This window comes from Bradyrhizobium sp. CCGB01, from assembly GCF_024199795.1.
GTDB lineage: Bacteria > Pseudomonadota > Alphaproteobacteria > Rhizobiales > Xanthobacteraceae > Bradyrhizobium.
Genome location: NZ_JANADK010000001.1, coordinates 263,600 through 290,582, shown reverse-complemented (window position 1 = coordinate 290,582; position 26,983 = coordinate 263,600). Strand labels below are relative to the sequence as shown.

The window sequence follows — 26,983 nt, the reverse complement described above, 5'->3', positions numbered from 1 at the left end:
GTATGATGGATCAGCAGAATCTCGGGACGATGCGGCCCGCTTCAGCCGATCCTGCAGCCGTTGCGCTGGCCAAAGCCCTCGGACAATGGCCGAAACCGGCCGCTTTCAGGCGCGCGAGCCCGAAAAGGGTCTTCGACACGGCGCCTGCGGCGACGGTCGAGGCGCTCGCCAAGGAGCTGGGCCTGCGGCTCGGCGACCAGAACGAGCTCACGATCCGCCGCATCAGGCGTGGCAAGGGCTATTCCTTCGTCCGTCCCAATGGCGCCCATATCCGCGACGCGCGCACCATCCGCCGGCTGCACGCCATGGCGGTGCCGCCGGCCTACCGCGAGGTGCGTTACTCGGCCGATCCGAGCTCGCATCTCCAGGCGGTGGGACGCGATGCCGCGGGCCGGCTGCAATATCGCTATCACGCCGACTGGGAAAAGGTGCGCGAGCACCGCAAGGCGCACCGGCTGGAAAAGCTCGTCGGCGCGCTGCCAAAGATCCGGCGCAAGGTCTCGGCGTTCCTGTCGGGCGACGAGCCGACGCGTGAATTCGCGCTCTCGGCCGTGATCGAGCTGATCGCGCGCACCGCGATCCGTCCCGGCAACGAATCCTATGCCCGCCTCAACGGCACTCGCGGCGCCACCACACTGCTGAAATCCAACGTCACGCTGGAAGACGACTGCTTCGTGCTGACCTTCAAGGCGAAGGGCGGCAAGGCGGTGCGCAAGGAGTGCGACGCGGCCAAGCTGGTGCGTGCCATCGGCATCCTGAACGGCGTTCCCGGCAAGCGCATGTTCCAGTATCGCGACGCCTACGGCATCGTGCGCGCGGTCAGCACCACGCAGGTGAACGCGTTCTTGCGCGAGATCGCCGGCATCAAGATTTCGCTGAAGGATTTCCGCACGCTAATGGCGTCCGCCGTCGTGGTGGAATCATTGTCGCGGATCACGCCGGCGACCAGCCAGCGCGGCCGCAAGAAGCAGGTGCTGGACGCGATCCGCGCCGCCGCCGACAAGCTCTCCAACACGCCGGCGATCTGCCGCAAGAGCTACGTCCACGACACCATCGTCACGGCCTTCGAGGACGGTATCCTCGAACGCTTCGCCGCGACCATGAAGGGCCAGCGCTCGCAGGCCCGGCGCGAGCAACTTTTGCAGCAGGTGGTGGCGACCGCGGCGGTGTGACCAGCCGTATCGCTACGTCTTGTCTGAAACACCCTTGTCCGGCCCGGGATCGCTGCCCGCGGCCGCGATGGTGAGCCGTTCCAGATAGTGCCCCCACCCTTTTGCGTGCGCAGCCGCCTGTTCCTCGGTCGGCAGTCCGCTGTGGGTCATGCGCAGCAGCGTCCCGCCGTCGCGCTCGATCAGGTCGATCTCGATCAGGCTCGAGCCGGGCGGCACTTCCTGGCCGCCTTCCCAGCCGAACGTGTAGGCCAGACGATGCACCGGCACGACCTCGCGAAAGGCGCCGCGAGCGACTCCGCCGCGCGGGCCGATGCCCTTGAGGAGATAGAGCCCGCCGGGATGCGGTTCCGTGGTCGCGTCGGAGCCCATCCAGCTCAGGATTTTCTCGGGGTCGGTCAAATAGGCGAAGACGGTGGCGCGCGGGGCGGCGATCTGGGTCTCGCGTCGCACTACGAACGGCTCGGTCATCGGCGATCATCCCTGGGCTGACACTGGCACATGGCGGCGCCAAAGCGGACCGTCAAGGATTGCCCGTGACAAAGACGGTCCACCTTCGCCATCATCTCCACATGCAGCTCCCCTCGACCCTCGCCTGGCTCGTCGATGCCGCCTCGGAATGCCCCGGAGCCGACCGCCTGCTCGCGGAGCTCGGCGCACATCTGGTCGCCGACGGCGTGCCGCTTGCGGCAGGCAGCCTGACGTTGGAGGTGCCGCATCCGCTGATCGCGAAGCGGACCTGGCTGTGGCGTGCGGAGAACGGGCGGGTCATCGAAGCGCTCGGTTTCGCGCCAAGTGGGCTGGCGCCCGACCCGCCCGATGATGCCGGTCGCCGCTGGCTGCGCGACATCGCGCGCGGCGAGGTGCACGAGGAGGTCGTCGGGCGGCAGGATGGGCCGCAGCTCGGCTGGATCGGGCCGCGTCCGTTCACCGCGGACGAGACCGAGCAATTGCGCCAGGCTGCGCGTTTCGCCGCGACGCCGCTGGCGGTGCTCGCTGCGCGCGCCACGTTGCGCGCAACGCTCGATGCCTATCTCGGCAAGCGCAGCGCGGAGCGGGTGCTGGCGGCACCGCTGCGGCGCGATCTCGGCGAGACCATTCAAGCCGCGTTGCTCTATGCCGACTTGCGCAACTTCACGACCTTGTCGGACACCACACCGCCCGCCCAGGTCATCGCAGCGCTCGACGCCTGGTTCGATCGCATCGCCGGTGCGGTTCACGCCTTCGGCGGCGAGGTGCTGAAATTCATCGGCGACGGTGTGCTCGCGATCTTTCCGGTGGTCGAGGCGTCACCGCGGCGCGCGTGCGATGCCGCCCTGCGCGCCGCAAGCGCAGCCGAAGCCGGCATGGCCTATCTCAATGGGGAGCGAGGGACCCAGGGGCTTCCGCCGCTCGCGTTCGGCGCGGCCCTACATCTCGGCGAAATGCTCTGGGGCAACATCGGCGCCGCCAACAGGCTCGATTTCACGGCGATCGGTCCCGCCGTCAATCTCGCCAGCCGCCTCGAAGGATTATGCAAGCAACTTGGCAGGACAGTGCTGGTGTCGGGCGCGCTCGCAGCCGAGACGGACATGCCACTCGTCGCGCTTGGATCGCATTCGCTGCGCGGCATTGCCTTGCCGTGCGAGGTGTTTGCGCTGCCCGAGCCGCAAGTTCGGGAGTCGTAGCCCGCATGAGCGAAGCGATATGCGGGGCCAGCGGTCCCGGATGTCGCTTCGCTCATCCGGGCTACAGCACCTACACCTAAACCCCGCCCATCTTGCAGACGAGCTTCCACTCCTCCGCCGTCACCGGCTGCACGGACAGGCGCGAATATTTCACCAGCGCCATGTCGGCGAGCTTCTTCTCGGCCTTGATCGCGGCCATCGTCACCGGCGTCTTCAAGGGCTTGTCGGCCTTGATGTCGACGCAGACGAATTTTTCGGTCTTGTCGGTGGGATCGGGGTAGGCCTCCTTGATGATCTCGGCGATGCCGACGATCTCCTTGCCCTCGTTGGAATGATAGAAGAACGCCTTGTCGCCCTTCTTCATGTTCACGAGGTTTATGCGCGCGGTGTAATTGCGCACGCCGGTCCAGGCCTCGCCCTTGGCGCCCTTCGCCACCTGCTGGTCCCAGGACCACACCGACGGTTCGGATTTCACCAGCCAGTACGCCATGTTCATTCCTCTGCCTTGAAGGGGCGCGTCAACAGCCCCGAGATCGCGGCGTCGATCGTGCTCCGGCCGCTCAGGATCGAAGCGACCGCTTCTGATACCGGGATCTCGATGTTTTGCGAAGCTGCGAGCTCGATCAGCACGGGTGCGGTGAACTCGCCTTCGGCAAGCTTGCCGGCGGGCGGCTGCTCGCCGCGGCCGAGCGCAAGGCCGAGCGCGAAATTGCGCGATTGCGGGCTAGAGCAGGTCAGGATCAGGTCGCCGAAGCCGGACAGGCCAGTGAGTGTCTCGCCGCGCGCGCCGAGCGCGCGACCCAGGCGCGTGAGCTCGGCAAAGCCGCGGGTCGTGAGCGCAGCCTGGGCCGAGGCGCCGAGCTTGCGCCCGACCGCGATGCCGACTGCGATTGCCAGCACGTTCTTGGCCGCGCCGCCGATCTCGACGCCTCGGATATCGGTGGAGTGATAGGGACGGAAGGTCGGCGAGCCCAGCGCCTGCACCAGGCTGCTCGCCAACGCCTCATCCTTCGCCGCCAGTGTCACCGCCGTCGGCAGGCCGCGCGCGACGTCGTCGGCAAAGCTCGGGCCCGACAGGATCGCTGGCTGTGCCTGAGGCGCGGCCTCGGCGATGATTTCGGTCATGAATTTGTGGGTGCCGTGCTCGATGCCTTTGGCACAGGCGACGATCGGCACCGGCTTTGTCAGGTGCGAGGCCAGCATGTTGACCGCGCCACGCAAATGCTGCGCGGGCGTTGCGATCAGCACCATGTCCGCGCGCGCGGCCTCCGCAAGCGCGTGCGTCACGACGATCTCCGGCACCAGCCGCACGCCGGGCAGCCGCGGATTGTCGCGGGTCGAGGCGATTCGCGCGGCATGCTCGGCATTGCGCGCCCAGAGCGTCACGTTCCGTCCGGCGCGCGCCGCTACCGTCGCCAGTGCCGTGCCCCATGCGCCCGCACCGATCACTGCGACGGACTGGAACGCAGCCATTGCTAGTATCCCGCCCGCGTCTTGCCGTAACCAGCGGGCGCCGTCGCGTTTGCGTCGAGCAGCCAGCGCGCGCGGGGCTGGGCTTCCATCGTGTCGGTCATGCCCAGCGCGAGGCGCTCGGCACCGGCCCAGGCGATCATTGCACCATTGTCGGTGCAGAGCGCGGGCGGCGGCATGATCAGCTGCGTGTCCGCCTCTCGCGCGACGCCGTACAAGGCGCCGCGGATCGCATGGTTGGCGGCAACGCCGCCGGCCGCCACCAGTGCATGGGGGGCGCCGAACCGCTCGCGGAAAAGCCTCAAGCCGACGTTGAGACGGTCGGCCGTCGAGTCCAGCACCGCAGCCTGAAAACTCGCGCAGAGATCGTTGATGTCCTGCGGCGTGATCTCGGTGAGCCGGCTCGCTTCTGTGCGCACGGCGGTCTTCAATCCCGATAGCGAGAAGTTGGCATCGGGGCGTCCCTGCATCGGCCGCGGGAACGCGAAGCGCGTGGCATCACCGTTTGCCGCCGCGCGTTCGACCTGCGGGCCGCCGGGATAGGGCAGGCCCAGCATCTTCGCGACCTTGTCGAAGGCCTCGCCGATCGCGTCGTCGACGGTGGTGCCGAGCCGCACATATTGGCCGACACCGGTGACCGCGACGATCTGGGTATGCCCGCCCGAGGCGAGGAACAGGCAATAGGGAAACTCAATTCCGTCGGTGAGGCGCGGCGTCAGTGCATGCGCTTCGAGATGGTTCACCGCGACCAGCGGCGTGTCGTGCACCATCGCGATCGCCTTCGCGGTGGTGAGGCCGACGATGACGCCGCCGATCAGCCCCGGCCCCGCGGCGGCCGCGACGCCGCTGAGCTGCGCATAGTCGATGCCGGCCTCGTGCATGGCGCGGTCGATGATGCCGTCGAGCAGGTCGACATGCGCGCGCGCGGCGATCTCCGGCACCACGCCGCCGAAGCGGGCGTGCTCCTCGACCTGCGACCGCACGATGTTGGACAGGATCCTGCCGATGCCGTCGGGCGCGCGTTCGATGACGGCCGCGGCGGTCTCGTCGCAGGTGGTTTCGATGCCCAGCACCAGCATTGGCGAATCGTTATCCAATTTGCGCCCTTGCGCTCATCCGGAAAGCAGCGTTCTGGTACATCCGGTAGCATTCCGGGGTCGGCTTGCGCAATCGTCACGCGCAGCCGTCCTCGTGAATGCGTCACCGCCACGTGGTTCGGGAACACAAGCGATGTCCATTCTTGTCACACGGCCGCATCCCGACAATGAGGCGACGGCGGAAAATTTGCGGGCGCGGGGTCATGTGGTGCTGCTCGCGCCGATGCTCAGGTTCGAGCCGGTCGCCTTCCATGACGAGAGTGAGGCGGATTACAGCGCCGTCATCGTCACGTCGGCCAATGCGATCCGCGCCGTCGCGCCGCAATTGCAAGATCTTGGCTTGAAGAACCTTGGCCTGCTGGAGCTGCCGCTGTTCGCGGTCGGCGAGCACACGGCTGCCGTGGCGCGCGACGCCGGCTTCACTGATGTGATCGTCGCCGGCGGCGACGCTGCGGCCTTGCGTGACAAGGTGATGCAGAGCGCACGCAACAAGCTGCTGAAGAAGAAAAGCACGCTGCTCTATCTCGCTGGCGCGGATTTGTCGCGCGATCTCGGCGGCGAGCTTGGCGCGGAGGGCTTTAGCGTGGTGACGCAGACCACCTATCGCATGGCTCCGGTCAAGATCCTGCCGCGTGATGTCTGCGAAGCCTTTGCCGCGCATGGGATCGACGCGGTGCTGCATTACTCCCGTCGCAGCGCGCGGGCCTTCCTGGATGCGGCACGGGACGAAGGCGTCGAAATCTCGGCGCTGGCGATCCCGCAATGCTGCCTGTCCGAGACGGTCGCCAGCGTGCTGCGCGATGCCGGCGCGTCACAGGTTCTGGGGGCTGCGACGCCGGACGAAAATGCCTTATTTGATACCTTGGAGCGTGCTTTGCGGACCCGTTTGGCGTAAGAGGTCGAGCCGAATCCGACGCAATCGGGTCCGTTTGGGGCATGTAAGTGTGAGGAACCGTCACGATGGCCGACGACAAGCCTGAAGACGCAGGATTGGCTCCCGAGTCCGGCCGTGCCAGGCGCACCCCGCCCACCATCGACCTTGAGGCAACCGAAGTCTCGACCCAGCCGCAGGAGGTGACGGGCGAGCCGGAGGCTCAGGCGGCGTCCGAGCAAGCCACGCACGAGCAGGCCACGGTCGACGAGTCCAAATCCGAGGCGGCTGACCCGGACCCGCAGCCCGCCGAGGAGCAGCCTTCCGTCGCGGCCGCACCCGTATCGCCCTGGATCGTCGCTCCGTTCTCCGGTGCCGTTGCAGCGGCCGTCGTGATCGGGGTCGGCTGGATGCTGGGCTGGCCCGCCGTGCAGGCGCCGCCGGCCGCTCCGCAAGTGACGAGCGCAACGGTCGACGCGCTCAGCGGACGTGTCGCCGCGGTCGAAGCCAAGGCGGGCAAGCCCGCGGCCGATCCGGCCATGGTGGCGCGGATCGACGCGCTGGAGAAATCCGTCAATGCCTTGCGCGGCGACGTCGCCAATCTGCGCGCGCAGTCCGACAAGACCGCGAGCGCGTTGAACGACGCGAAATCCGCGCCGCGCGACGCCGCGGCATCGTCCGATCTCGCCAACCGCGTCGCGCAGCTCGAGCGCGCCAGCAAGACCGAACGCGCCGAGCTCGCGCAGCAGGGCGAGAAGATCGCCGATGCCAAGACGATGGACGACAAGCCGCTGCGCTATGTCGTGGCAGCGTCCCTGCTCGACGTCGCCGTTCGCCATGGCGACCCCTATCAGTCGCAGCTGTCCGCGGCGCGGTCGCTGACCGCCAAGCCCGAATTGCTGAAGCCGCTCGACACCTTTGCATCGTCAGGGATCCCGACGCCGGTCGCGCTGAGCCGCGAGCTGCTCAACATCGTGCCAAAGCTCTCTCCGCCGGCGGAAGCCCCGGCGGCCAGCGCCGGCATCGTCGAGCGTCTCCAGGCGGGGGCCTCGAAACTCGTTCGCATCGAGCGCACCGACGGTGTCGGCAGTGATCGCGGGGCCATCGTCGCACGGGTGACGGCGGCGGCGCTCCGCAACGATTTCGCGGAGGCGCGGCGCGAGCTGAAGACGCTGCCGGAGGCCGATCGCGCCCCGGCGCAAGCCTGGCTCGACAAGGCCGATGCCCGCGACGCCGCGCTCGCCGCCTCACGCAAATTCGCCGACGATGCCATGGCGGATCTCGCCAAGTCCGATCCGGTCAAGCCTGCTCAGTAAAGGTTCGCGCAATAATCAGCGCGTAATAGGGATCGCCATGCTTCGCATCGTCCTCTTCCTCGTCCTGATTGCACTCGCTGGCGCCGGCGCGGCCTGGGTTGCCGACCAGCCCGGCGAAGTCGTGATGACCTGGGGCGGCTGGCGAGCCTCTCCGACCATTCCGGTGTTCGTGCTCCTTCTCGGCATATTTGCCGTGGCGATCGTCCTGCTCTGGAGCCTCCTGACCGCGACCTGGCGATTGCCGGGCCGCATGCGCCGCCGCCGTCACGAAAAGCGTCACGCCCGCGGCCGCCACGCCATCACCCACGGCCTGCTCGCGATCGGCCATGGCGACACCGCCCTCGCCCGCCGTCACGCCGATACCGCGCGGCGGCTGGCCGCCAACGATCCGCTCGCGCTGCTGCTGCACGCGCAGTCGGCCCAGCTCGAGGGCAATCGCGACGAGGCGCAGCGCGTCTTTCGCGTCATGGCCGAGCGCGAGGATACGCGCCTGCTCGGCCTGCGCGGCCTGTTCATCGAGGCGCAGCGTGCCGACGATGCTGTCGGCGCCGTGATGATCGCGGAGGAAGCGATCAAGCTGTCGCCGTCCTCGACCTGGGCCTCGCACGCGGTGCTCGGCTTCCGCTGCGCGCGCGGCGACTGGAGCGGCGCGCTCGCGATTCTAGATTCGAATCTGTCCGCGGGCCTGATCGACAAGGCGGCCTATCGCCGGCAGCGCGGCGTACTGCTCACGGCGCGCGCGCTGGAATTGGAAACCATGGACCGCGACGTCGCGCGCGAGAGCGTGATGGAGGCGATCAAGCTCGCGCCGACGTTGGTGCCGGCCGCGGTGCTCGCCGCCAAATTCGAGAGCGAAGCGCATCAGGTGCGCCGCGCGATGAAGATGGTCGAAGCTGCGTGGCTCGCCAATCCGCATCCGGATCTTGCCGACGCCTACGCGCATGTGAAGCTCGGCGATTCCGCGCGGCAGCGCTTGCAGCGCGTCGAGACGCTCGCGGCCAAGACAAACGACAAGACCGCTGTCGACAGGCCCGGCCATGTCGAGGGCCAGCTGGCGATCGCGCGCGCCGCAATCGACGCGTCGGAGTTCGCCCGTGCGCGCGACGTGCTGGCGCCCTACGTCAACGATCCGACCCAGCGCGTCGCGCTGCTCATGGCCGAGATCGAACGTACCGAGCACGGCGACGGCGGCCGTGCCCGCGCCTGGACCCTGCGCGCGGTGCGCGCCCGCCACGATCCGGCCTGGACCGCGGACGGCTATGTCAGCGACCGCTGGCGTCCGGTCTCGCCGGTCACCGGCCGCCTCGATGCCTTCCAGTGGCAGACGCCGGTCGCGAGCCTGCCCTCCGGCAAGGGCGCCACGATCGAATCCTCGGCCTTCGAGGAAGCCATGCTGGCCGCTCCGCCGCCGAAGCGGGTGACGGCAGCCCCGAGCGAAGCCCCGGTGGAACCGGTCGCAACGACTCCGGCGCCGGTGCCAGCCGCGCAGGACAATTCACCTCCTGAGGCTGAGGCCAAGGAGGCTGGCAAGGAAGCTGCCAAGGAGACCGTCGAGGAGATCGTCAAGGAAGAGCCTGCGGTCGCGCTTGCCGAGCCGGTCGCGCCGGCCCCGGAGGCGGCCGAATCATCTCCTGTAGCGGCAACCCCGGTGTTCCGGACCCGCGCCGACCTCGGCAAGCCTGCACAGGCGCCGATCCAGGCCGTCATCCCGATCGTCCGCGCCCCCGATGATCCCGGGATCGATGACGAGGGTCCCAGCGATGAATTTACGGAACAAATCGGAACGCCCGCCCATGCAAAGGCCCAGGCTGGTGGTTGGCGCGGATTCTGGTCCCGTTGGGGCGCGTGAGACGCATTTCGGACCCTGCTCCACCTTGCCAATTCGGGCCATGCCCGATATCAGGAGCGCGCGTATCGGGACCGGCATTGCCTGGTTCCGGCAGGGTTCGCCGCAATAGCTCAGTCGGTAGAGCACGTCATTCGTAATGACGGGGTCGGGGGTTCGAATCCCTCTTGCGGCACCAGCGCTCCCAATTCAACCAATCGTCATAAGTCAGCGTTTTGACCGCGGCATCCGGCCGGCATGAGCACGCGCAGGTTCGAGATCGCGCGGCACTCTGAGTGATCCCGGTCACATTATCCCCAACGCGAGATCCGTAATGTCCCGATCACGCCAACTCGGGGAGATCTCACATGCGCAAGATCATTCTGGTTGCCGCCATGGTCCTGGCTTCCGCGTCTGCCCATGCAGGCGACCGCAGCCTGTCGCTGGGCCAGGTCAACGCGCCGGCTCCGCAGGCCACCACGACAAGCACCGCTGCAACGACGCAAACCAGCGAAGTTGTGCCGGCGGTCGAAGCTCCGAAGTATATCGAGCGTCCGTCGGCAGTCTCGGCTCCTGCACCCGCTGCAGCGAGCACTCCCGCAGCGACCACGACAACGACGGCCTCGGCCCCGGCGGTGACAAGCAAGCCTGCTACGAAGACGGCAAAGGCGAACAAGCCGAGACGTAACCATGAATGGACCGAGCGCCGCATCATCAGCGAGCTGCATCGCTACGGCATCTACTGGTAAGCGATCCCTACCCCCAAAAAGCAAATGGCCGGGCGAAGCCCGGCCATGCACGTTTTGGAACGGTGATCGAGCAGTGCTTACTGCGAAACCGTCTGCACCACGCTCGAGATCGGACGCATGCTCGTGCTGGCGGTCGGCACCTTCATGTCCTTCATCAGCGCCTCGTCGTATTCAGGCAGCGTCTGAAGCGTTGTCTTCGCTTTCATCTGCACGACCTTGTAGCCGCCGGCCTTGAGCCGTGCGAGCAGCGCCGGCATCGCTTCGCCGGTGTGCTTCTGGAAATCGTGCATCAGGATGATGCCCTTGCCGAGCTTGTCGAGCCGCGTCATCACCGTCTCGATGATCTTCTCCGGCGTCGCACCCTTCCGGAAGTCGAAGGAGTCGATGTCGGTCGAGAACATCGCGACGTTGCGGGTGCCGAAATAGCTCACGATCGCCGGATTGTGCTGAAGCTGCGGGAAGCGGAAGAACGGCGCGGGATTGGCACCGAGCGCGAATTTCACCGCGCTGATACCCTTTTCGACCTCGTCCTTGGCCATCTGCTCGGTCATCTTCTTGCCGTTCAGATTGACGTGCGACCAGGTGTGCGTGCCGACCGTATGGCCCTGGGCCAGCACCTGGCGCAGGATTTCCGGATGATAGGTCGCATGCTTGCCGACCGAGAAGAACAGGCCCTTGGTGCATTCATCCGCAAGCGCCTTCAGCACCGCGGGCGTGTTCACCGGCCAGGGACCGTCGTCGAAGGTCAGCACGACCTCCTTGTCGGTGAGGAAGTCGAACTGCTTGAAATGGTCGAAGCCGAAGCCGGGGCCGCCGGTGGTGTCGATCTCGACCACGCGGGAGACGCCCAGCGCGTTCGGGTTGGCGCAGGCCTGCTTCGGCTGAACTGGCGCGACCGGGGCGGGCGCAGGCGCGGGTGCCTGGGCAATTGCCGTCGGCTTGGCCGCGATCGTCGCGGTGGTCGTAACGTCGTCCTTGGCGGCCAGCTTCGCCTGTGCCGGCAATGGATCGGCGGCACGGGCGGCAACTGTCTTGGGAGCGCCCTGATCGGCGCGCGAGGAATAATAAAACCAACCGCCGGCGGCAATCACGACCGCGGCAACTACACTGGCCAACATCAGGCCCAACGCATTACGCATCGCTATTCTTTCCAATTACGCAACCAACCCGGCGGAATTTCCCGCGCGACGAGCCATTAATGCGAAGGAACAGTTAACGTGACACCAACACGACAGCGTTTGCGCCGGATTTTCAGCGAGGTGCGCCAAAGTGACCGATGTCACAGAGGAGCGGTCTCCCGTGATGGTCATCACAGTAGAAACTGTTTTGCTGGAGCATCGTAGTTCCCATCAACAACGGGCTCCGTTCCCAGCGGCGCCATTGGGAGCTTCAAATGACCACGTCTTTCTCCGACAAGTCCTCTGCAAAGTCCCTGACGAGCAGGATCCGCGACACCAGCCTGGCGCTGGGCCTTGCGGCCATCGTCTCGATCGTTTCGACGAGCGCGAGCTTCGCCTTCTCGTCCGAAGCGCAGCAGCAGTGCACCGGCGATGCCTTCCGCCTGTGCTCCTCGGAAATCCCCAACATCCCGAAGATCACCGCGTGCATGATGAAGCATCGGTCGGACCTGAGCGCGGGCTGCCGCGCGGTGATGGACAAGGACCTCGCCAAGGGCGCCTCACGCAAGATCGCTGACGCCCAGAACCAATAAGAGCGACGTAGCGATCGTTGCGTCGGTTAGCTCCCCTCGCGATGTGCCCCGGCGTCAAGCCGGGGCCACGCGGTGGCGCCATGCAGCCCGTCAATAAAGCCGTTGCGGCTCCGGGATCGTCGCACTAGCTTCGCCCGCTCATCTCGAGGGGTAAGAGGCATTACGCGATGACCAGATTTCTTTTCATTGTTTCTTTGATCCTGTGCGCATCGGGCGCATCCGCGCAGCAGCAGCCCGGGCACGATGCCTGCGCGCGCGACGTCACGCGCTTCTGCCGCGCCGTGATGAACAATGGCGATGGTGCCGTGCTTGCTTGCCTCAAGCAGAACCGCACCCGGCTGAGCAAAGGCTGCGACAAGGTGCTGACGGACCACGGGCAGTGAGACGTGGCGTCGTAGCCCGGATGAGCGAAGCGATATCCGGGACTTCTGCCCCGCATGTCGCCGCGCTCATGCGGGCTACGAACTCAAAAAATCTACGTGCTGCTTCCCGCCGCGGTGGCGACCACCGGCAGCACCTCGGCGCTGGCACGATCCGGCGTCTCTTCCTTCCAGCGCACCGAGCCGAACGGACGCTCCAGCATGCGGCGGATCCGCACCGGATCGGGTCCGATGTGGAAGGCGATCGCCTCCTGATGCAGCGCGCGCTCGGACTGGGTCGAGCGGTTGCGCTGGCGTAAGTAGTCGAGCCAGGTCGGACAGTGGTAGCGCTCGGTCCACAATTCGGGGTCGGCGATGTCGCGCGCGATCGACCAGCCATAAGCGCCATTGCGCTGCCGGGAGAGTTGCACGTCCTGCATCACATTGTGGAAGGCGCGCGCGTTCTCCTGCGAGACCCGGTACTCGATCTCGACCACCAGCGGCCCGCTGCGCGCCGTGAGCGACAGTTTGACTTCCGGATCGGCCAGCACGTCCGCATCCTCGTTGCGCGCGCCGACGCGCGGCATCGTGAGCCAGAATCCGAGCAGTGGCGAGATCAGCATCAGGCCGGCGGCCGTCAGCAGCGCGACCTCGACACCGGCATAATCGGTGAGATGACCCCAACCCCAGGCGCCGATCGCGATGCCGCCGGAAATCGAGGCCTGGAACGCCGCGAGCGAACGGCCCGCGACCCAGCGCGGCGCCGAGAGCTGCACGCCGATGTTGAACAGCGCGACCGCGGCCATCCAGACCGCACCGGCGAGCACCAGCGCGGTCGCGGTCAGCACCGGCTCCGTGCTCACGGCAAGTGCGGCCATCGCGAATGCCATCGAGATCGTACAGGCCCGGATCGCAGCCTCGCCGCTCATGCGCTTGCGCAATTCGTGGATGTTGAGCGCGCCGACCACGGCGCCCATGCCGAAGGCACCCAGCATGATGCCGTAGGTCTGCGCGCCGCCATGCAGCAGGTCGCGCGCGACCAGCGGCATCAGCGCCATGATGGCACCGCCGATCAGGCCCATCACCAACGTGCGCAACAGCACGATCTTGATCGGCGGCGAATTGGTGATGTAGCGGAAGCCCGAGACCATCGCGCGGTTGAGCTTCTCGCGCGGCAGGCGCGAGGGTTCGGTGTTACGACGCCAGAGCAGCAGCACGACCAGCAGCGGCAGATAGAGGATCGCATTGCAGGCAAAGGCGGCCACCGCGCCGAGCGCGGCGACGATGACGCCGCCGACCGCGGGACCGAAGCTGCGCGCGATGTTGTAGCTGATGCCGTTCAGCGCGACCGCCGACGGCAGCGCATCGGGCGGCACCTGCTCGCTGACCGAGGACTGCCAGGCCGGACCGAACAGCGCGTTGCCGCTGCCCACGACGAAGCAGAAGGCGAGCAGCAATTCCGGGGTAATGAGATTGAGCCAGGCCAGCACCGTGAGCGCGGTCGCGCCGATCAGGGCGATTGCCAGCGAGACCAGGGTGACGATGCGGCGGTCATACATGTCGGCGATGGCGCCGGCCGGCATCGAGATCAGCATGATCGGCAGCATCAGGGCGGTCTGCACCAGCGCCACCTTGTCGGCCGAGGCCGCCATCTGCGTCATCGCCCAGGCCGCGCCCACGCCCTGGATCAGCAGGCCAAGATTGGAGAGCAGGCTGGCGAGCCAGATGCGCCGGAACACGGTGTACCGCAAGGGCGCGGTGATCCCGTCGCCGGCGAATTTCTGACGGTTCGGCTGCTCGGTCATATCCCCTTCCATATGTGCTGGCAGAAGTGGGCTTGGAGTGATCTTTGGGTGATTCCGGCAAATTCAGTGATGCCCGCGAAAGTCCTTCGCTGTCCAGTGGTTAGGCCGGTATAAGCGGTGCAAAGGCATGGTTTTCTCGGAGGAATATATGAAGCTGTCGCGACGGTCGATCCTGCTAGGGGCAGGCAGCTTGCCTTTCGCGGTTGCGAGCTTGCGGACAGGCGCGCTGGCCCAGACCGCGCCCGCGGCGCAGAATGCCGAGGTGCCGCCGATCCTGTTCGTCCACGGCAATGGCGACTACGACGCGCTCTGGATGACGACCATGTGGCGGATGGAATCCAACGGCATTGCGCGTGATCGCATGCTGGCGATCAACTTCACCGATCCCAATGCGCGCAGTGACGACAAGGTCGAGCAGGCGAACCGCTCCTCGACCGAGGACCAGCGCCGCGAGCTCACTGCTGCCATCGCGGACCTGAAGCGCCGCACCGGCGCGGCCCGCGTGGCACTGGTCGGCAGCTCGCGCGGCGGCTATGCGATCCGCAACGTCATCAGGAATGGCGGCGCCGGCGATGTCAGCCATGCCGTGCTGTGCGGTACGCCCAATCACGGCGTGTTCGCGACCGATGACCAGCCGAACAACGAGTTCAACGGCCGCGGCACATACCTGCGCGGCCTGAACGAGGGCGAGAGCGAGGTGACGCCGGGCGTGGCCTTCCTTACGCTGCGTAGCGACGGCATGGACAAATACGCCCAGGCCGACGGCCGGTTCATCGGCAAGCCCGGCACGCCGACCGGCGTCACCGTTGAAGGGCCGGACTTGAAGGGCGCCACCAACCTCGTGCTCGGCGCGCTCGATCATCGCGAAGTGGCGTTCCACCCGCGCGCCTTCCGTGAGATCTACAAATTCATCGCCGGCCGCGAGCCCGCGCGCATCGCGATCGTGCCGGACCAGAGCGTCAGGCTGAGCGGCCTCGTAACCGGCACACCGGGCGGCGTATCGACCAATCGTCCGGTGACAGGTGCAACCGTCGACGTCTTCCGCGTCGATCCCGAAACCGGTGAGCGCAAGGGCGGCGCCGTGCACAGCGCGAAGACCGGCGCCGACGGCCGCTGGGGTCCGGCGCAGGTCGAGCCGTCCTGGTCGCTCGAATTCGTCCTGACATCGCCGGATGCGCCGACGACGCACATTTACCGCTCGCCCTTCCCGCGCTCGTCCGATGTCGTGCATCTGCGTGCCGCGCGCCCGCTCGGGCCGGCGGACAAGGATGCCGGCGCCGTCGTGATCATGTCGCGACCGCGCGGCTATTTCGGCCTGCCGCGGGACGTGGTGCTGCTCGACGGCAAGGAGCCGGCCGACGTCAAGCCGGGTGTGCCCACGGATTCGGCAGCAACCTTGCGGCTTCCGGCCGCGGAGGTCGGGCGTAACGTCGTGGCCCAGTTCGACGAAGAACGAATTGTGGCACGCACCTGGCCCGCCTCCGAGAACAGGATTGCGGTTGCCGAGCTGACTTACTAGCTAATTGCCTGCGTCACATCTCTCGGGAGGGAGCCATGAATATCGCCAGTGTGCGTCGGCCCATCATCCCTCCGACCCCGCCGCGTGCGCCCGACGACATGTCGTTTTTCGGCCGGGTCGCGGTCCTCAGGCAGAACATGATCGCAACCTGGGGGCAGCGTGCGTATGAAGAAGACGTCATCAAGGGCCGCTTCTTCCTCCACAACAGCTTCATCCTGAATCAGCCGGATGCAATCCGGCACGTCCTGCTCAGCAACTACGAGAACTACACCCGCACGCCGGCGGGGATCCGCATGCTGCGTCCCGTGCTCGGCGAAGGACTGCTGATCGCGGAAGGCCACGCCTGGGCGCATCAGCGCCGGACGCTCGCGCCGGCCTTCACGCCGCGCGCGACCGCAAATCTGGTCCCGCACATGACGGCGGTGCTCGACGAGACCATCGCGAAGCTCGATGAGCGGACCAGCGACCCGGTCGACCTGCGGGAGACGATGCAGCGCATGACGCTGGAGATCGCCGGACGGACGATGTTCTCGTTCGGCATGGATCGGCACGGTGCGACCTTGCGCAATTTCGTCATGGAATATGGCGAGCGGCTGGGACGGCCGTATTTCCTCGACATGCTGCTGCCGGTGTCCTGGCCGACCCCGATGGATCGGGCGCGCGCCCGCTTCCGCAAACGCTGGACGGAATTCGTCGCCATGCTGGTCGCCGAGCGGCGTGCGATGGGCAAGAAGGACGGCGCGCCGCCGCGCGACCTGTTCGATCTCATGGACGCGGCGCGCGACCCTGAAACCGGCAAGGGCTTTTCCGACGAGCAGCTGGTCGACGAGGTCGCGACCATGATCCTGGCGGGTCACGAGACCACGGCGACCGCGCTGTTCTGGGCGCTCTACCTGCTTGCGCTCGATCCGGAGACGCAGGAAGAGGTCGCCTCCGAAACCCGCGGCGAACATCTCGACAGCATGGCCGACATCGATCGCCAGAAGTTCACCCGCGCGGTGATCGAGGAGACCATGCGGCTCTATCCGCCGGCCTTCCTGGTCGCGCGTGCCGCGCGCGAAAAGGACAATGCGGCCGGCGTCGAGATCGGCAAGGGCGACATCATCATGATCGCGCCCTGGCTGCTGCATCGGCACGAGAAGCTGTGGGATCAGCCGAACGCCTTCATTCCCAAGCGCTTCATGTCGGCGGAAGCGCCCGACCGCTTCGCCTATTTGCCGTTCGGCGCGGGCCCGCGCGTCTGCATCGGCGCGCCGTTCGCGCAGGCCGAATCCGTGCTGGCACTGGCCCGGCTGATCGGTGCTTTCCGTGTCGAGCTTGCCGAGACGACCAGTCCCGTGATTCCGCTCGGCGTGGTCACGACCCAGCCGGACCATTCACCCATGTTCCGCATCACGCGTCGATGACAGGCGCCCGCCTCGCCGACGGCGTGGTCCAACCCAGATAGAGCCCCTGCCATGAGCGACATCCAGGCCCAGCTTTCCGTTCTCAAGCAGACCGCCGATGCGAAGGTGGTCGACGCAATCGCGCGTCTCATCGAGGACGGCGAGGATCACGAGCTCAACCGCGTCAATGTCCTCGACTTTGCCACGCAGCATGGCGTCGACGAAGAGCATGCGATCTCCGCCTTCCTGCACGCGGCGCGGCTCGGGCTGTTCGATCTCGGCTGGAACGTGCTGTGCCCGGGCTGCGGTGGCGTGTTGGGGGCGCATTCGACCCTGAAGGCGCTCAAGCCGGGTGATTACCACTGCGCGCTCTGCGCCTGCGGTTACAAGGCCTCGGTCGACGACCAGGTCGAGGTGTCCTTCACCGTGAACTCGCGCGTCCGGCGCATCGCTGCGCACGACCCTGATACGCTTCCGGTCTGGGAATATTTCAAGCAGGTGTTCTGGAGCTCCGGCGTCGACTTCAACAAGGAATCGTTCGCGACGCTGGCCAACGAGGTGACTCTGGATACGATGGAGCTGCCGGCCGGCGAGAAGGCGACGATGTCGCTGCATCTGCCGAGTGACTTCATCATCATCTTCGAGCCGGTGACGCACGCTGCCCAGTTCATCGACGTCCAGGGCGAGCCGACCAAGGACCGTCAGCAACTCGCCATCATGTACAACAAGGTGCAGGCGCCGACGGGAACCACGACCATGCGGCCGGGTCCGCTGCGGCTGTCGCTGGAGAACCAGGCCGGCGTGCGCGTGCTGCCGTCGGTATTCATCGCGGCCGAGGCGCTCCATCATCTGATCGGCAAGCGCAAGCCGTTCCTCACCGCCAAGCGCATGCTGTCGAACCAGACATTCCGCGACGTCTTCAAGGCGGACAATCTCAGTCTCGACCAGCGGCTCCAGATCACGTCGCTGACCTTCCTGTTCACCGATTTGAAGGGCTCGACCGCGCTCTACGAGCGTGTCGGCGATCTCGCTGCCTTCGATCTCGTGCGCGCGCATTTCCATGCGCTGCTCGAGATCATCTCGTCCGAGAAGGGCGCCGTGGTGAAGACCATCGGCGACGCCGTGATGGCGACCTTCGTCCGTCCCGAGCACGCGATCGTCGCCGGCTTCCGGATGCGCGCGGCGATGGACGAGCTGAACAAGCAGCGCGGCACCGAGGATCTCATTGTCAAGATCGGCATCCATGAGGGGCCGTGTCTCGCGGTGATGCTCAACGAGCGGCAGGATTATTTCGGCCAGACCGTCAACATCGCCGCGCGCGTGCAGAGCTTGTCGACCGCGCAGGAAATCCACATCACCGGCCCCGTGCTCGATGCACCCGCGGTCGCCGAGTTGCTCGAGCAGCGTGCGATCAAGCCGATCCAGAAGCAGGCGGCGCTCCGCGGCATCGCCGACAAGATGGTGGTGTACGAGATACCGTGAGGGGCTTTCGCTGTCGTCCCCGCGAAACGCGGGGATCCATACCGCGTGATTTCTGAAATCGGCAGGATGGTCGTTGCCCAAGTCGTCGCCAAACCACAGCCTGTGGTTATGGGTCCCTGCTTTCGCAGGGACGACATCTGAGGGTCGGCTTGCTACTCGCGCCTAATCACAGCGGCCAGATTGCAGAAACGTAATGCGCGCGCGAAACTGACGCACGTTGCGGCGGTCGGGTTTCCCGCTCATATAGTGCTGGTGGCGGCTGCGACCCCCGCGGCTTCATTGATTTCGGTAGGATCTTATGCTCGACGGCCTGCGCCAATTCATTGCGGACATTGTCGCCCCTCAGGCGCAGGACCGCGCATTCGGTGATAGCGATTACCGGCTTGCGGCCACCGCGCTGCTGGTTCACGTGGTCTCGCTGGACGGTCAACCGACGGCGACCGAGCAGCGCAAGCTGCACAGCCTGATCGAGAGCCACTTTGGGCTGGATCACGGCACCGCGGATCGCCTGATCGCGGACGCCACAGAGGTCGAGGGCGAGGCCGTCGACCTCTATCATTTCACCAGTGTCATCATGCGCTCGCTCGACGAAGAGGGCCGCAAGCGCATCGTCCAGATGATGTGGGAGCTCGTCTACGCCGACGGCCAGGTCACCGAGTTCGAGGACAACGTCGTCTGGCGGGCGTCCGACCTGCTCGGGATTTCCCAGCGCGACCGGATCGAGCTGAAGCATGCGGTCGCGGACCGCGCCGGTACCCAGATCAAGGACGACGCCGTCGGCGGGTGAGCTGCGCCGGCGCGGTCTTATTGCCGGTTGTACGGACCACATGACAAAACTTTAATGTAGCCCTCGGCCGCGCGGGTTCCGGATTCCCCCGTGAATCCGCGGTTTTCCTGCTTTCCCTGCCGCCTGCTCAAGCAGCCATGCCATCGGCGCCGCTTGCCTGCCGAGCACGGCCTATGCTCTCGTTCCCTGATTGCGGGGCCTGAAAACTTCAATTCAAGAGACTTCGATCGTGGCTGAGCGGGTAACGTTGATCACCGGTGCTTCGGCGGGCATCGGCACGGAGCTGGCGCGTGTGTTCGCCGCCAATGGACACCGCCTCGCGCTGACGGCGCGCCGGGCGGACCGGCTGGAAGCGCTCGCGAACGAGATCGTCGCCAAGGGCGGCAAGAAGCCGATCGTGATTGCCTGCGATCTGCAGGCGGCAGATGCCGGCGAGAAGATCGCCGCCGCGCTCGCGGCCGAAGGCGTCGAGCTCGATCATCTCGTCAACAATGCCGGCTTCGGCGTCTTCGGTGACGCAATCGAGCGCGACCGCGCCGAGCAGGTCGGCATCGTCGATGTCAACGTGCGGGCGCTGACGGATCTGTCGCTGCGCTTTGCCGATCAGCTCATCAGGAACAAGGGCGGTCTTCTCAATGTCGGATCGGTCGCGGGCTTTCTGCCCGGCCCCGGCATGGCCGTCTATTACGCGTCGAAGGCCTATGTGATTTCCCTCACCGAAGCCTTGCGGGCGGAGCTCGCGCCGCGCGGCGTTCGCGTCACCGTGCTTTGCCCGGGTCCGGTGCCAACCGAATTCCAGGCGCGCGCCGGCGTCGGTGCCGGACATGACACGGCCCTTCTCAATGTTTCCGCCGCCGAAGTTGCGCAGCAGGCCTATCGTGGCCTGATGGCCAACAAACGGGCAGTGCTGCCCGGTCTCGGCATCAAGATCGTGCCATTCGCGCTGCGTTTCTTTCCGCGCGGCTTCATCCTGTCCGCCACCAGCCGGTTCCAGCGGCAGAGGCACTAAAGAATCCGTAGTGGCCCGGAGCTTGCTTCACTGTCGGACGTGTGTGCGCAAACTCACACGAAATTAACGATCGCTTAGTTATGCTGGCGATCTGAACCGATAGCACTCGCAGGGGCCATGTTGTTCCGGACGGACAGGTTTGGTGGCGCAGAAGTGGTGCCCTTCCCCAGAAGGACGCCGAGCGCCGCCGCCTCCGAGACCCGGTTGCCGGTTCTGATCGTCCTGCATCAGGAATCCTCGACGCCCGGCCGCGTCGGCAATGCGCTGCGTGCGCTCGGCCATCGCCTCGACATCCGCCGTCCCCGCTTCGGCGATCCCCTGCCCGAGACACTCGATCAACACGCCGGCGCTGTTTTCTTCGGCGGTCCGATGAGTGCCAACGATTCCGACGACTACATCCGCCGCGAGATCGACTGGATCGAAATTCCGCTCCGCGAACAGCGGCCGTTCCTCGGCATCTGCCTCGGCGCGCAGATGCTGGCGATGCAGTTAGGGGCCCGCGTTGCGCCGCATGCGGAGGCACTGACCCAGATCGGCTACTATCCGATCCGCCCGACCCCCGCGGGCCACGCGCTCTGCCCGAATTGGCCGGCGCAGGTCTATCACTGGCATCGCGAAGGATTTGAACTGCCAGTCGGCGCCGAGCTGCTTGCGGAAGGCGATGATTTTCCGATCCAGGCGTTCCGCACCGGCAACGCATTCGGGGTGCAGTTTCATCCTGACGTGACCTACGCGATGATGCATTGCTGGACCACGCGGGGCTATGACGGCCTCGGCGCGCCCGGCGCGCGCGAGCGGCATCACCATTTCGCGGACCGTGCCGTGTACGATGCGGCCGAACGCGCCTGGCTCGATCATTTCATCGACGGCTGGCTGGCGCGCCGGCCAATGCTGGCGCAAGCCGCCGAGTGATCGCGCCTTCGCGCGACAAGCCCCTGCCTCATCCCTTTATATGCTAGGCTCGCACCCAACGAGCACGCGCGAAACCGTGCCGGCAGACAAAGGGAGAGCGCCATGGCCTACGAGCACATTCTCTACGACGTCAGCGAGAAGATCGCGACCATCACGCTGAATCGCCCGGATCGCATGAATGCGTGGACCCCGATCATGGAGCGCGACGTGCGCCATGCGATGGAGGCATCGAGCGCGGATGACAATGTCCGCGTCATCGTGATCACCGGCGCGGGCCGCGCCTTCTGCGCCGGCGCCGACATGGGTGCGCTGAAAGTGCTCGATCCCAACGACGTCAGGCGCGCCTCGAACCTGCCGCCCTTCGACATGAACCGCCGGCCGGACTGGCAGACGCGCTACGGCTTCTATCCCTCGATCAAGAAGCCGGTCATCGCGATGCTCAACGGCGCGACCGCCGGCATCGGCCTTGTCCACGCGCTCTATTGCGACCTGCGCTTTGCCGCCGACAATGCCGTCTTCACGACGGCCTTCGCGCGGCGTGGCCTGATCGCGGAGCACGGCATCAGCTGGATGCTGCCGCGCATCGTCGGCCACGCCCATGCGATGGATCTGCTGCTCTCGGCGAGGCGTGTGACCAGCGATGAGGCGCTGCGGATCGGCCTGGTCAACCGGCTCTGCGCGCCTGAAAAACTGCGCGAGGAGACCTACGCCTATGCGCGCGACCTCGCCGATTTCGTCTCGCCGAGTGCGATGGCCGTGATCAAGCGGCAACTCTACGAGGTGCCGTTCCAGACACTGGCGGAGGCGACGATCGAGGCCAACCGGGAGATGATGGTCGCGTTGAACGGCAGCGATTTCAGGGAGGGCGTGGCGAGCTTCATGGAGAAGCGGCCGCCGAGGTTTACCGGGAGGTAGGGGAAGTGTTCCTCAGCCAGTCCGTCTTCGCCCTTTGGGCTTCGCCGGACACCACGCTTCGCCCTTCAGGCTCTGCGCGGCTGCGCCACGCGTAGCCCGAAGGGCGAAGCGTGGTGGAGCCAGGCGGGATCGAACCGCCGACCTCGTCATTGCGAACGACGCGCTCTCCCAGCTGAGCTATGGCCCCGTTTGCTGGCCGCTCTGGTGAATGCGGCCGACAACCGGGCGCCATTTAAGTCCCCGCCAAGGTCAAGTCAAGGACGCGTGTAACCCGGTTTTAGCCATCCTGGTACCGACTTCCCTTGTTTGGGCCGGGGGGAACCGATATCTAGCAAAAAGCGTCAATCCCGACCGCAGCCAGAGTTTTCAAAAGCCATGCGTGCCGTTCTCGACATCGTCATCATCGTGCTCGACCTCTACGTCTGGCTGCTGATCGCTTCCGCGATCCTGTCCTGGCTGATCGCCTTCAACGTCGTGAACACCCGCAACCAGTTCGTTTCGGCGGTGGCGGAGTTCCTGTACCGGATCACCGAGCCGGTCCTGGCGCCGATTCGCAACTTCCTGCCCAGCCTCGGCGGCCTCGACATCTCGCCGATCATCCTGATCCTGCTCATCATGTTCATCGAGCGGGTGATCCTGTACTACATCTACCCGAACGTGATCTGAGCAGGCGGGAGCGCCTTGATTGCCAAAGAACCTTGTTTTCAAGGAACCTTGGCGCTACTCGGCCACGGGAATCAGCATCGCGCTGCGGGTGACGCCGCGCGGCGGCCGCGACGATATCGACGGGATCGAACAGCTGGCCGATGGCCGCAGCGTGCTCAAGGTGCGGGTGCGCGCCATCGCTGATGGCGGCGAGGCCAACAGGGCCGTTCTGGTCCTGCTGGCGAAATCGCTTGGCGTCCCCAAGGCCAGCGTCAAGCTCCTGTCCGGAGCGACTTCGCGGCTGAAGCAGATTGCGGTGGACGGCGATCCGGCGCGGCTCGGCGACGTCCTGCGTAAGCTTGCCTCGGCCAAATCGACAGACCAAGGGAACTGACATGACCGCCAAGATCATCGATGGAAAAGTCATTGCCGCGGAACTCCGCGCGCGCGTCGCTGATGAGGTCGCCCGCGTCAAGCGCGAGCACAACCTGGTGCCGGGCCTTGCGGTGGTGCTGGTCGGGAGCGACCCTGCCAGTGAGGTCTATGTCCGCTCCAAGCACACGCAGACCCAGGCCGCCGGCATGGCCTCGTTCGAGCACAAGCTGCCGGCCGACGTCTCGCAAGCCGATCTGCTGGCCGTTGTCGCAAAGCTCAACCGCGATCCCGCCGTTCACGGCATTCTGGTGCAACTGCCGCTGCCGAAGGGCCTCAACACCGAGGCCGTCATCAATGCCATCGATCCCGCCAAGGATGTCGACGGCCTGCATCCGAACAACGCCGGCCGGCTCGCCGGCGGTTTCGAGGCCCTGTCGCCCTGCACGCCGCTCGGCTGCATCATCCTGACCAAGAGCGTGCACGCCTCGCTCGAAGGCATGAACGCCATCGTCATCGGCCGTTCAAATCTTGTCGGCCGCCCGCTGGTGCAATTGCTGCTGAATGAGAACGCCACGGTGACGATCGCGCATTCGCGCTCGCGCGACCTGCCCGGCCTCGTGAAGCGCGCCGACCTCGTCTACGCCGCGGTCGGCAAGCCTGAGATGGTGCGCGGCGACTGGCTGAAGCCGGGCGCGACCGTGATCGACGTCGGCATCAACCGGATTCCAAAGGACGACGGCAAGACGCGCTTGGTCGGCGATGTCGCCTATCAGGAAGCGCTCGGCATTGCGGGCGCGGTGACGCCGGTGCCGGGCGGTGTCGGTCAGATGACGGTTGCCTGCCTGCTGGTGAATACGCTGCGCGCGGCTTGCGCGATTGCAGGGCTGCCGAAGCCGGCGGTGTAGATTTTCTTCACCTCGCCCGCCTGCGGGGAGAGGTCGGAATTCGCGCGAAGCGCGGATTCCGGGTGAGGGGGACTCTCCGCGAGTCCAACTCTCACCTCACTCGCGGAGACTCCCCCTCACCCCGACCCTCCCCCGCAAGCGAGGGAGAAGGCCTCAGCCCTTCTTTTTCTTCTCACGCTCGATGCCTTCGAGGATCAGCTTCTGTGCTTCCTCCGGGCCGCCCCAGCGCAAAATCTTCACCCACTTGCCCTTCTCGAGATCCTTGTAGTGCTCGAAGAAGTGCTGGATCTGCTGCAGCGTGATGTCCGGCAGGTCGGAGTACGACTTCACCTTGTCGTAGCGCTGCGTCAGCTTCGACGACGGCACCGCGAGAATCTTCTCGTCGCCGCCGGCTTCGTCTTCCATGAACAGCACGCCCACCGGACGCACGCTCATGACGGCGCCGGGGATGATGGCGCGGGTGTTGACGATCAGCACGTCGCAGGGGTCGCCGTCATCGGACAGTGTGTGTGGGATGAAGCCGTAGTTACCGGGGTAACGCATCGGCGTGTAGAGGAAGCGGTCGACCACCAGCGTGCCGGCCTCCTTGTCCATCTCGTATTTGATCGGTTCGCCGCCCACGGGGACTTCGATGATGACGTTGACTTCGTGTGGCGTGTTTTTTCCGATCGAGACCGCATCGATACGCATTCAAGGCTCCGTTGTTGCCGAGGTTAAATCGCGCCCGGCAGCGATTTTGGCGCTGTCATACGCGGGCTTGGCCCGCCAATCCATCGTGTTTTTGTGAAATAATGAATCCAGCGACTACCGGCGCAAAAGGCGGGCGGTATCGACGGATGGGAAGCGTTGCCGGCTAGACTTTCAGCAGCTCAATTGGTCCAAGCGAAGGCAACCTTGTCGAGCGACTTCGGCCCGAAACGCTCGGAGGAGCGCGCCACCATGCGGCCGCCCAAGGCACGGTAGAACTCGGTCGCCGGATCGTTGTCCGAGAGTGCCCACACGACCATGCTCTTCAGGCCGCTCTGCATCAGATCGCGGCGGGCGGCTGTGAACAGGCGACGGCCGAAGCCGAGACCCTGGAATTCCGGACGCAGATAGAGTTCGTAGATCTCGCCGTCGAAGTGCAGGCTGCGGGCGCGGTTGCGGCCGTAATTGGCGTATCCGGCGATCTTGTCGCCGAACACCAAAACGCTGACGCGGCTGCCCTTGCGAATCGCACTGTCCCACCACTGCGGACCGCGGCGGTTGATCAGCTTCTCCAGCTCGCCGCCGGGAATGATGCCCTGATAGGCGGAGCGCCAGGCTTCGTCATGGGTGGACGCCACCGCAGTTGCATCTGCGGCTTTGGCCGGCCGGACCTCGATCAGGGTTGTGCTCATGGACGCAATCAAACCAAGTCGCCGCGCCGGCGGCAAGACCTATCGTTAATTATCGGTTAACGTGTGGACTTTGTGCATCAGTATTTAACCATGTTGTGCCGAAAAAACACAAGACGCCATTTCGAACGGCACCGGCCTGCCGTCGTCGGTGCAAAACTGCCTTGCGGCAACCAATGAACCGCGATGGCAACGCAAAAAGTCCGCCGACAATGATTCGTTCCTACCGGTCTGCCGCTGTCCGTGTTCGCCTTCGGCAATTCATGCGGCGCTTCAACATCTTCGCCCTGCTGCCACTGCTGGCTTTGTCGACGGCGCCGCCGCTATGCGCGCAGGTCACGTTTGGGTCATCGGGTACGGAGGGCGAGCCGTTTCGCAGGCAACAATGGCGTGTGCCATCGCTGGATACCGACATTGCCGCGCATGCGCTGCTGTTTCGCCCCGGCGGCGCCGGTCCGTTTCGGCTTGCGGTCATCGCACATGCCTCGACGCAAAACGTGTTGCGTCGGGCGCAAATGCCGCAGCCGGAGTACCCCGCCCTTGTCGCGTTTCTCGTCGCACGCGGCTTCGCCGTGCTGGTGCCGGAACGGCTCGGCCATGGTGCGACCGGAGGCCGCTATGTCGAGGATCAGGGCGGCTGCGACGAGGCGGACTACGCGCGTTCGGGTCGCGTGACGGCCACCGAAATCTCGCTCGCGCTGGACTATCTGCGCAAGCAGAACTTCGTGCGCAAGGATGCCGCGGTTGTCATCGGGCATTCCGCCGGCGGTTGGGGTACGCTGACGCTCGCGAACGCCGATCCGAACGCGATCTCCGCGATCATCGCGTTTGCGCCGGGGCGCGGTGGCCATGCCAATGATGAACCGAACAGGATCTGCGCGCCGCAGACGCTTCTTGCGGCCGTGGCCGAGTTCGGCAAAGCGGCGCGTATTCCCGTCACATGGCTCGTGGCGACCAATGACAGCTATTTCTCGCCGGCGTTCTCGCGGCGATTGGCGGATGCGTTTCGCGGCGGAGGCGGCAAGGTCGACTTCCGCACATTGCCGGCCGTCGGCAGCGAAGGGCATTGGATGATCGAGAGCGAAGCCGGCGTCAAGGCCGCCAGCCACGAGCTCGAGCTTGCGCTGAACCGGTCCAAAGCTGCGGCGGCCAAGAAGCCATGACGCTGTATTTCCTGGTCAAATTCCTCCACGTGCTCGGTGCCATCGTCATCCTCGGCACTGGAACGGGCATCGCCTTCTTCATGCTGATGGCGCATCGCACGAACGACGCAGAATTCATCGCGCGCACCGCGTCGGTGGTGGTGATTGCGGATGCGATCTTCACGCTGTCGGCCGTGGTCCTGCAACCGATCACAGGCGGCCTGCTGATGATGCTTTCGGCGATCCCGATCACGGAACGCTGGCTGCTGGCCTCGCTTGCGCTCTACATCTTTGCCGGCCTGTTCTGGATCCCCGTCGTCTTCATGCAGATCGAGATGCGTGATCTCGCGCGCAAGGCGGCCGGGCAGCGTAGCGCTCTGCCTGAGCGCTACTTCGTGCTCTACCGCCGCTGGTTCGCGTTCGGCTTCCCCGGCTTCGGCGCGACGATGTTGATCCTGTGGCTGATGATCGCGAAACCGTTTTGAGAGATGC

The 26,983-nt window shown here is 65.8% G+C and carries 28 protein-coding genes and 2 tRNA genes; 21 read left to right on the top strand and 9 right to left on the bottom strand.

Annotated elements, in window-relative coordinates; translation table 11 throughout:
- Positions 1-2 precede the first annotated feature (2 nt).
- Positions 3-1,172 carry a DNA topoisomerase IB gene (locus NLM25_RS01305; protein WP_254135753.1) on the top strand — a complete coding sequence of 390 codons (1,170 nt, stop codon included), beginning with the start codon at positions 3-5 and terminating at the stop codon, positions 1,170-1,172.
- Positions 1,173-1,184: 12 nt separating this feature from the next.
- Here NLM25_RS01305 and NLM25_RS01300 read toward each other — a convergent pair whose 3' ends face one another.
- Positions 1,185-1,640 (bottom strand): SRPBCC domain-containing protein, encoded by a 456-nt coding sequence (locus tag NLM25_RS01300; protein WP_254114897.1) that lies wholly within the window; start codon positions 1,638-1,640, stop codon positions 1,185-1,187.
- 101 nt (positions 1,641-1,741) lie between these two features.
- On the opposite strand from NLM25_RS01300, the gene NLM25_RS01295 reads away from it, so the two are divergent.
- Positions 1,742-2,836, top strand: a complete 1,095-nt coding sequence (locus tag NLM25_RS01295; RefSeq protein ID WP_254141090.1) for an adenylate/guanylate cyclase domain-containing protein — start codon at positions 1,742-1,744, stop codon at positions 2,834-2,836.
- A 76-nt stretch (positions 2,837-2,912) separates the two neighbouring features.
- Here the strand turns inward: NLM25_RS01295 and NLM25_RS01290 are convergent, their stop codons facing one another.
- Genes NLM25_RS01290 through tsaD form a run of 3 tightly spaced genes read right to left on the bottom strand, consistent with a single transcriptional unit; the run spans position 2,913 to position 5,385 of the window.
- Positions 2,913-3,326, bottom strand: a complete 414-nt coding sequence (locus NLM25_RS01290; protein WP_212484862.1) for an EVE domain-containing protein — start codon at positions 3,324-3,326, stop codon at positions 2,913-2,915.
- A gap of 2 nt (positions 3,327-3,328) precedes the next feature.
- Positions 3,329-4,309 (bottom strand): NAD(P)H-dependent glycerol-3-phosphate dehydrogenase, encoded by a 981-nt coding sequence (locus NLM25_RS01285; protein ID WP_254135752.1) that lies wholly within the window; start codon positions 4,307-4,309, stop codon positions 3,329-3,331.
- Between the two features lie 2 nt (positions 4,310-4,311).
- Complete coding sequence (gene tsaD / locus NLM25_RS01280; protein WP_254135751.1) at positions 4,312-5,385, bottom strand: tRNA (adenosine(37)-N6)-threonylcarbamoyltransferase complex transferase subunit TsaD; 1,074 nt, start codon at positions 5,383-5,385, stop codon at positions 4,312-4,314.
- A gap of 151 nt (positions 5,386-5,536) precedes the next feature.
- Here tsaD and NLM25_RS01275 point away from each other — a divergent pair, with 151 nt between their 5' ends.
- From NLM25_RS01275 to NLM25_RS01255, 5 genes are all read left to right on the top strand, one after another.
- Positions 5,537-6,298 (top strand): uroporphyrinogen-III synthase, encoded by a 762-nt coding sequence (locus NLM25_RS01275; RefSeq protein WP_254141089.1) that lies wholly within the window; start codon positions 5,537-5,539, stop codon positions 6,296-6,298.
- 65 nt (positions 6,299-6,363) lie between these two features.
- Entirely contained in the window at positions 6,364-7,590 is a 1,227-nt protein-coding gene (locus NLM25_RS01270) for a COG4223 family protein (RefSeq protein WP_254135750.1), read from the top strand.
- Positions 7,591-7,627: 37 nt separating this feature from the next.
- A complete protein-coding gene (locus NLM25_RS01265; protein ID WP_254135749.1) occupies positions 7,628-9,439 on the top strand; it encodes a heme biosynthesis HemY N-terminal domain-containing protein in 1,812 nt (603 codons plus the stop codon).
- A gap of 99 nt (positions 9,440-9,538) precedes the next feature.
- A tRNA-Thr gene (locus NLM25_RS01260) sits at positions 9,539-9,614 on the top strand.
- Between the two features lie 169 nt (positions 9,615-9,783).
- Complete coding sequence (locus tag NLM25_RS01255; protein WP_254135748.1) at positions 9,784-10,164, top strand: hypothetical protein; 381 nt, start codon at positions 9,784-9,786, stop codon at positions 10,162-10,164.
- Between the two features lie 77 nt (positions 10,165-10,241).
- On the opposite strand, the gene NLM25_RS01250 is transcribed toward NLM25_RS01255, so the two are convergent.
- Positions 10,242-11,303, bottom strand: a complete 1,062-nt coding sequence (locus NLM25_RS01250; RefSeq protein ID WP_254135747.1) for a polysaccharide deacetylase family protein — start codon at positions 11,301-11,303, stop codon at positions 10,242-10,244.
- A 254-nt stretch (positions 11,304-11,557) separates the two neighbouring features.
- Between NLM25_RS01250 and NLM25_RS01245 the strand changes: the two genes are divergently transcribed.
- Entirely contained in the window at positions 11,558-11,875 is a 318-nt protein-coding gene (locus tag NLM25_RS01245) for a hypothetical protein (protein WP_254135746.1), read from the top strand.
- Between the two features lie 167 nt (positions 11,876-12,042).
- Complete coding sequence (locus NLM25_RS01240; RefSeq protein WP_254114909.1) at positions 12,043-12,258, top strand: cysteine rich repeat-containing protein; 216 nt, start codon at positions 12,043-12,045, stop codon at positions 12,256-12,258.
- Positions 12,259-12,350: 92 nt separating this feature from the next.
- Here NLM25_RS01240 and NLM25_RS01235 read toward each other — a convergent pair whose 3' ends face one another.
- On the bottom strand, positions 12,351-14,039 hold the full coding sequence (locus NLM25_RS01235) for an MFS transporter (RefSeq protein WP_254135745.1): 1,689 nt from the start codon (positions 14,037-14,039) through the stop codon (positions 12,351-12,353).
- 148 nt (positions 14,040-14,187) lie between these two features.
- Between NLM25_RS01235 and NLM25_RS01230 the strand changes: the two genes are divergently transcribed.
- The 7 genes from NLM25_RS01230 (at position 14,188) to NLM25_RS01200 (ending at position 22,048) form a co-directional block, all read left to right on the top strand.
- On the top strand, positions 14,188-15,558 hold the full coding sequence (locus tag NLM25_RS01230; protein ID WP_254135744.1) for a hydrolase: 1,371 nt from the start codon (positions 14,188-14,190) through the stop codon (positions 15,556-15,558).
- Positions 15,559-15,593: 35 nt separating this feature from the next.
- Positions 15,594-16,964: a cytochrome P450 gene (locus NLM25_RS01225; protein ID WP_254135743.1), complete on the top strand. Its 1,371-nt coding sequence runs from the start codon at positions 15,594-15,596 to the stop codon at positions 16,962-16,964.
- A gap of 51 nt (positions 16,965-17,015) precedes the next feature.
- The gene (locus NLM25_RS01220) at positions 17,016-18,425 is read left to right on the top strand and encodes an adenylate/guanylate cyclase domain-containing protein (protein ID WP_254135742.1); all 1,410 of its coding nucleotides are present in this window, start codon (positions 17,016-17,018) and stop codon (positions 18,423-18,425) included.
- A gap of 298 nt (positions 18,426-18,723) precedes the next feature.
- Positions 18,724-19,212, top strand: a complete 489-nt coding sequence (locus NLM25_RS01215) for a TerB family tellurite resistance protein (RefSeq protein WP_254135741.1) — start codon at positions 18,724-18,726, stop codon at positions 19,210-19,212.
- A gap of 229 nt (positions 19,213-19,441) precedes the next feature.
- Positions 19,442-20,221 carry an SDR family oxidoreductase gene (locus NLM25_RS01210; protein ID WP_254135740.1) on the top strand — a complete coding sequence of 260 codons (780 nt, stop codon included), beginning with the start codon at positions 19,442-19,444 and terminating at the stop codon, positions 20,219-20,221.
- 117 nt (positions 20,222-20,338) lie between these two features.
- Positions 20,339-21,133 (top strand): glutamine amidotransferase, encoded by a 795-nt coding sequence (locus tag NLM25_RS01205; RefSeq protein WP_254114922.1) that lies wholly within the window; start codon positions 20,339-20,341, stop codon positions 21,131-21,133.
- A gap of 102 nt (positions 21,134-21,235) precedes the next feature.
- A complete protein-coding gene (locus tag NLM25_RS01200; RefSeq protein ID WP_254135739.1) occupies positions 21,236-22,048 on the top strand; it encodes an enoyl-CoA hydratase in 813 nt (270 codons plus the stop codon).
- 111 nt (positions 22,049-22,159) lie between these two features.
- Here the strand turns inward: NLM25_RS01200 and NLM25_RS01195 are convergent.
- Positions 22,160-22,235, bottom strand: a tRNA-Ala gene (locus NLM25_RS01195).
- A 188-nt stretch (positions 22,236-22,423) separates the two neighbouring features.
- Here NLM25_RS01195 and NLM25_RS01190 point away from each other — a divergent pair.
- The 3 genes from NLM25_RS01190 to folD are packed head-to-tail and all read left to right on the top strand — an operon-like array spanning position 22,424 to position 23,973.
- Entirely contained in the window at positions 22,424-22,714 is a 291-nt protein-coding gene (locus tag NLM25_RS01190; RefSeq protein WP_007598721.1) for a YggT family protein, read from the top strand.
- A 19-nt stretch (positions 22,715-22,733) separates the two neighbouring features.
- The gene (locus tag NLM25_RS01185; RefSeq protein ID WP_254114924.1) at positions 22,734-23,087 is read left to right on the top strand and encodes a DUF167 domain-containing protein; all 354 of its coding nucleotides are present in this window, start codon (positions 22,734-22,736) and stop codon (positions 23,085-23,087) included.
- A gap of 1 nt (position 23,088) precedes the next feature.
- Positions 23,089-23,973 carry a bifunctional methylenetetrahydrofolate dehydrogenase/methenyltetrahydrofolate cyclohydrolase FolD gene (gene folD / locus NLM25_RS01180; RefSeq protein ID WP_254135738.1) on the top strand — a complete coding sequence of 295 codons (885 nt, stop codon included), beginning with the start codon at positions 23,089-23,091 and terminating at the stop codon, positions 23,971-23,973.
- A gap of 153 nt (positions 23,974-24,126) precedes the next feature.
- Here the strand turns inward: folD and ppa are convergent, their stop codons facing one another.
- Both ppa and NLM25_RS01170 read right to left on the bottom strand, forming a co-directional pair.
- Positions 24,127-24,663 carry an inorganic diphosphatase gene (ppa, locus tag NLM25_RS01175; RefSeq protein WP_254114926.1) on the bottom strand — a complete coding sequence of 179 codons (537 nt, stop codon included), beginning with the start codon at positions 24,661-24,663 and terminating at the stop codon, positions 24,127-24,129.
- A gap of 179 nt (positions 24,664-24,842) precedes the next feature.
- Positions 24,843-25,352, bottom strand: coding sequence for a GNAT family N-acetyltransferase (locus NLM25_RS01170; RefSeq protein ID WP_014490714.1), 510 nt, complete (start codon positions 25,350-25,352; stop codon positions 24,843-24,845).
- A 260-nt stretch (positions 25,353-25,612) separates the two neighbouring features.
- Here NLM25_RS01170 and NLM25_RS01165 point away from each other — a divergent pair, with 260 nt between their 5' ends.
- Complete coding sequence (locus NLM25_RS01165) at positions 25,613-26,512, top strand: S9 family peptidase (RefSeq protein WP_254135737.1); 900 nt, start codon at positions 25,613-25,615, stop codon at positions 26,510-26,512.
- Positions 26,509-26,976, top strand: coding sequence for a DUF2269 domain-containing protein (locus NLM25_RS01160; protein ID WP_254135736.1), 468 nt, complete (start codon positions 26,509-26,511; stop codon positions 26,974-26,976). Before NLM25_RS01165 ends, NLM25_RS01160 begins: the two co-directional genes overlap by 4 nt.
- Positions 26,977-26,983: the final 7 nt, after the last annotated feature.